Source organism: Mycobacterium sp. TH-M106 (assembly GCF_057473765.1).
This window is the reverse complement of the sequence record NZ_JBYCLE010000029.1, coordinates 1-4,885: the sequence shown is the minus strand read 5'-3', so window position 1 is coordinate 4,885 and position 4,885 is coordinate 1. Positions and strand designations below refer to the sequence as shown.

The 4,885-nt window shown below is 68.8% G+C and carries 4 protein-coding genes; all 4 read right to left on the bottom strand.

Going from position 1 to position 4,885, the window contains the following annotated elements; genetic code table 11:
- On the bottom strand, positions 1 to 1,162 hold a 1,162-nt coding region (locus tag AC2VOP_RS00955; protein WP_486959221.1), incomplete at its 3' end, for a beta-ketoacyl synthase N-terminal-like domain-containing protein.
- Positions 1,152 to 3,056 (bottom strand): long-chain-fatty-acid--AMP ligase FadD32, encoded by a 1,905-nt coding sequence (gene fadD32 / locus AC2VOP_RS00950; protein ID WP_486959222.1) that lies wholly within the window; start codon positions 3,054 to 3,056, stop codon positions 1,152 to 1,154. The genes AC2VOP_RS00955 and fadD32, both read right to left, overlap by 11 nt.
- 188 nt (positions 3,057 to 3,244) lie before the next feature.
- Entirely contained in the window at positions 3,245 to 4,294 is a 1,050-nt protein-coding gene (gene culp6 / locus AC2VOP_RS00945; protein WP_486959220.1) for a carboxylesterase Culp6, read from the bottom strand.
- Positions 4,295 to 4,415: 121 nt separating this feature from the next.
- A partial coding sequence (locus AC2VOP_RS00940; RefSeq protein WP_486959219.1) for an alpha/beta hydrolase-fold protein occupies positions 4,416 to 4,885 on the bottom strand: 470 nt, incomplete at its 5' end.

Below are 4,885 nucleotides of genomic sequence, written 5' to 3'. Positions count from 1 at the left end.
GCGCCAGCAGGCCGTTCGAGCGGCCGTCGTGGTTGACCGCGCTGCCGGCGATCACGGCCAGGATCGCATCGCCGTCGCGGCGGGCGTCGTCGACGCGTTTGAGCACCAGCATGCCGCCGCCCTCGGCACGGGAGTACCCGTCGGCGTCAGACGAGAACGACTTGATCCGCCCGTCGGCGGCCAGCACACCGCCTACCTCGTCGAACCCGACCGTCACCAGCGGGGTGATCAGTGCGTTCACCCCGCCGACCAGCGCCACGTCGCACTCGCCGTTGCGCAGCGCCTGCACCCCGGAGTGCGCAGCGACCAGCGCGGACGAGCACGCGGTGTCCACCGCCACCGACGGGCCGCGGAAGTCGTAGAAGTACGACACCCGGTTGGGGATGATCGAATGGGTGTTGCCGGTGATTGCGTACGGGTGAGCCACATTCGGGTCGGACAAACCCAGATAGCTGTAGTCGAAGTTAGTGGCGCCGATGTACACGCCGACGGACTCACCGCGCAGGCTCGACGCCGGGATGCGGGCGTTCTCCAGCGCCTCCCAAGTCAGCTCGAGGGCCATCCGCTGCTGCGGGTCGACGTTGTCAGCCTCCAGCTTCGACAGCGCGAAGAATTCGGAGTCGAAGCCCTTGATGTCGGAGAGGTAGCCACCGCGGGTGCGCGCGGCGTTCACCCGCTCGGCGATCCGCGGCTCGTCCAGGAACTCCGACCAGCGGCCCTCCGGCAGGTCGGTGATCGCGTCGCGGCCCTCCAGCAGCGCCTGCCATGTTTCGTCCGGGGTGTTCATGTCACCGGGGAACCGGGTGGCCAGCCCCACCACCGCGATGTCAGCGATGTCGGGGTCCCGCGACCAGTCCTCGTCCTCGGCGTCGTCGCAGACCACCGGCTCGCCCTCGACGATCACCGTGGCCAGCGCCTCGATGGTGGGGTGGCGAAACGCAACCGTCATCGACAGCGTGACGCCGGTGAGGTCTTCGATGTCGGAGGCCATCGCCACCGCGTCGCGCGACGACAGGCCCAGCTCGACCATCGGGACGCTCTCGTTGACCGCATCCGGCGCCTGGCCGGTTGCCGTGGCCACCCAGTTGCGCAGCCAGGCCCGCATCTCTGCGACGGTCAGATCGGTTCGAGCCGTGGCACGGACCGCATCGTCATCGGTCATTGTCACCCCCATCCGTCGGGAGGGCCTGTACGACAGCACCGCCGCGCAGGCTCCCGTCGAGATAGGCGGTGCGGCAGGCCCGGTGGCCGACCTTGCCGCTGGATGTGCGGGGGATCGTCCCGGCCGGCACCAGCAGCACGTCGCGCACGGTCACCCCGTGCCGGACCGCGATCGCCGCCCGGATGTCGTCGGCGATGAGCGTATGGTCCAGCTTGTGCGCCCCGGGAGCGCGCTCGCCAACGATCACCAACTGCTCGGAGATGTCCTCCGGGTCGTATCTCAGGCCGGCGTGCGGGTTGTCGAACACCTCCGGTGGCAACTGGTTGGCGGGCACCGAGAACGCGGCGACGTAGCCGGCCCGCAACGCCCGGCTGGCCTCCTGCGCCGAGTACTCCAGGTCCTGCGGGTAGTGATTGCGGCCGTCGACGATGACCAGGTCTTTGATCCGGCCGGTGATATAGAGGTCGTCGTCGTAATAGGTGCCGTAGTCCCCGGTGCGCACCCACAGCGCGTCGTCCGTCGCGCCCTCGGCGTGTGACGGCTCCGTCCGCGACGTGAGGACATTCTGGAAGGTCTCCTTGGTTTCGTCGGGGCGGTTCCAGTAGCCGGCGCCCATGTTGTCGCCGTGCAGCCAGATCTCGCCGATCTGCCCGTCAGGCAGCTCGGCACCGCTGGCGGGGTCGACGATCACCGCGCACTCGCCAACGCCGACCCGGCCGGCCGACACCTGGGTGACGGCGCCCGGCGCATCCGGGGCGACCTCGGCGAACCGCATCTGGTTGTTCAGCGCCTCGCGGTCGACGTAGATCACCTTGGCGGGTTCGTCCAGCGGGGTGGTGGAGACGAACAGCGTCGCCTCGGCCAGCCCGTAGGACGGCTTGATCGCCTCCTTGCTCAGGCCGTACGGCGCGAAAGCCTCGGTGAACCTGCGCAGCGACGCCGGCGAGACCGGCTCACTGCCGTTGATGATCGCCACGACGTTGGAGAGATCCAGCGGCGGATCGCCCTCACGGGGCAGGCCGCGCAGCGCGGCATGCTCGAAGGCAAAGTTCGGGGCCACCGAGTAGACCGCGCCGGTGTCGTCGTCCCGGCGGGCCATCGCGCGTATCCAGCGATGCGGCCGGCGCACGAAGGCCGCCGGGGTCATGAAGGTGAACTGCTGGCCCAGCAGCGGGCTCAGCATGATGGTGATCAAGCCCATGTCGTGGAAGAACGGCAGCCAGGTGACGCCGCGGTCGCCTTCTCGGCCCTGCATCGCGTGGATCACCTGGACCACGTTGGTGGGCAGGTTGGTGTGGGTGATCTGCACTCCGGTCGGGGTGCGGGTGGAACCGGAGGTGTACTGCAGGTATGCGACGGTGTCGGGGGAGACCGTGACCAGCTCCCAGGTGGCGCCGACCTCGGCGGGCACCGCGTCGACGGCGATCACCCGGGGCCGATCCTTGGCCGGGCGGGTACGGAAGAATTTGCGCACGCCCTCGGCGGCGTCGCTGGTGGTCAGGATCGCCGACGGGGTGCAGTCGTCGAGGACGGCGTGCAACCGGCCGACGTGACCGGGCTCACCGGGGTCGAACAGCGGCACCGCGATCCGGCCGGAGTACAAGATGCCGAAGAACGAAACCAGGTAGTCCAGGTTCTGCCCGCACAGGATGGCGACCCGGTCACCGGGCTGGGTGACCTGTTGCAGCCGGGCACCCACCGCACGGTTGCGGGCACCGAACTCGGCCCAGGAGATGTGCCGCGCGACACCGTCCCGCTCGGTCGAGTAGTCCAGGAACGTGTACGCCACCTTCTCGGCGCGCAGGTTCGCCCACCGCTCGACGATCTTCACCAGGCTGCCGGTCTCCGGAAGCCGGATCTTCCCATCCTTGACGAACGGATTGAGATACGCCACCTGGGTCCTCACGACCATGCCAAATCTCCTGTCGCACACCTGCGTCGGCTCGCGCTCCGGCCGGGGCTGCGGCCATAAGCTCTTAAATTCTTCTTAATGTTAGAGGTCGATGCGGCGCACGCCAAATCATCCGCGGCATGCGTTACGACCTTGTGACGTACCTTGCGATGTTGCGTCGGCGGCCGCCCTCAACCGTGCTTCGGACGGGGTGCGCTGTCGATGAAACCACGCGCCCAGTTCAACGTCCATTTCGTCGCCGACTCCCCGTCATGGTCCCAGAACTCGGTGGTGGCATACATCGCGTGCACCGGCTGGCCAGCGCCGCCGGCCAGGGTGTCGAGGGTGGCCGCCAGCCTGGTGACGCTGAACGCGTCCCGCGGCGCCGCGCAGATCAGGTCGGCAGGGGCACAGATCTCGTTGGTGCGGTCGTTGAGCACGCCGAAGCCGCCCGGCCGGGCGCCGGTCATGGTGATCCCCAGCGCCGACAGCATCGGCACCTCGTGCAGGGTGACCTCCGCGCCCTGACCCGGCGGGGTGGGCGGGATGTCGACGCCGCTGCCCTCCGACCTTCGGCCGTCGGCGATCAGCGTGGCGCCCAGCACCAGGTCTTCGTCGACCGGTCCGCGGCCGTTGCCGATGTCGCCGACGACGTCGCCGGCGATGACCGCACCTTGCGAGAAGCCGATGAGCAGGTAGCTGGTCAGCGGGCACTGGTCGTTCATGTCGGTGATCGCCTTGACCGTCGCGTGAAAGCCCTCGGCCCGGCTGTCGTTGTAGCTCATCTGGTCGTCGGCGCCGATCGGGTTATGGAACTGCGCGGTGTAGGCAACCGTGTAGGTCTGGACCCGACCGGGGTCGAACTGCTCGGCGATCGGCCGGGTGACGTTCAGCAACAGCGCCTTGGGGAACTCGGTGGGGTCCAACGGGTTCTGCGTCGGCGACGACTCCCAGGTGCCGGGCACCGAGACCAACTGCACGTCCGGGCAGCTGGCATCCTGAAACGCCGGGCGGGGCTTTGTGGGGTGCGGCGCCGCGCCGCTCGGCGGCACCGCCACCGGCGGCGTTGCGCTCGGTGCTGACACCGGGCGGCGGATCCAGATCACCACCGCCACCACCGCCAGCGCCACCACCAGTGCCATCGCCGCTGCCGCGGTCCAGCCGAGGACGCGACGGCGCTTGGACCTCTGGGGTTCCCGGGATCGCTGGGATCCTCGGGCGCTTCGCGAAGTCTTGGCCATCTTCTCCTGCCGGCGGCGTCAGTCGGTCGGTGGTGGGCAGGCTCCCGTGCCGCCCGCAGCCCCCTGTTGACCCTGGAGGGTACCGACTCGGACCGGCCGGCTTCCGATGCTACCGGATGAGTTACTTGATGGCCCCGACGATGTCGGGAGCCATGACACCCAGTTGCGAACGCCAGGAACCCCAGCCGTTGTCGACGCCGTCTGGGAACTCGAAGTGTCCGTTGTGGGCGCGCACGTAGCGGTACTGCGAATAGAAGAAATGGCCGTCGCCGGCTGTTACGTCCGGATAACCGATCATCGCGGCCGGGTCACTGGCGCCGCCGCTTGGGGCGAAGACCCAGACCCGGGTGTTGTTCTGCGCCAGCAGGGACGCATGCACGAAGGGGTCGTGGAACTTCCACCGGCCCAGCTGCGGCGCGCCCCACATGCCGTAGGTGTCCACCCCGCCCCACTGTTGCATGCCCGCGGTGATCGTGCCGTTGACGGTGGTCGCCGACGGGTACAGGAAACCCGACATCGAACCGCCGTACCCGAACCGGTCGGGGTGGAAGGTGGCCAGCGCCATCGCGCCGTACCCGCCTTGTGCGGCAC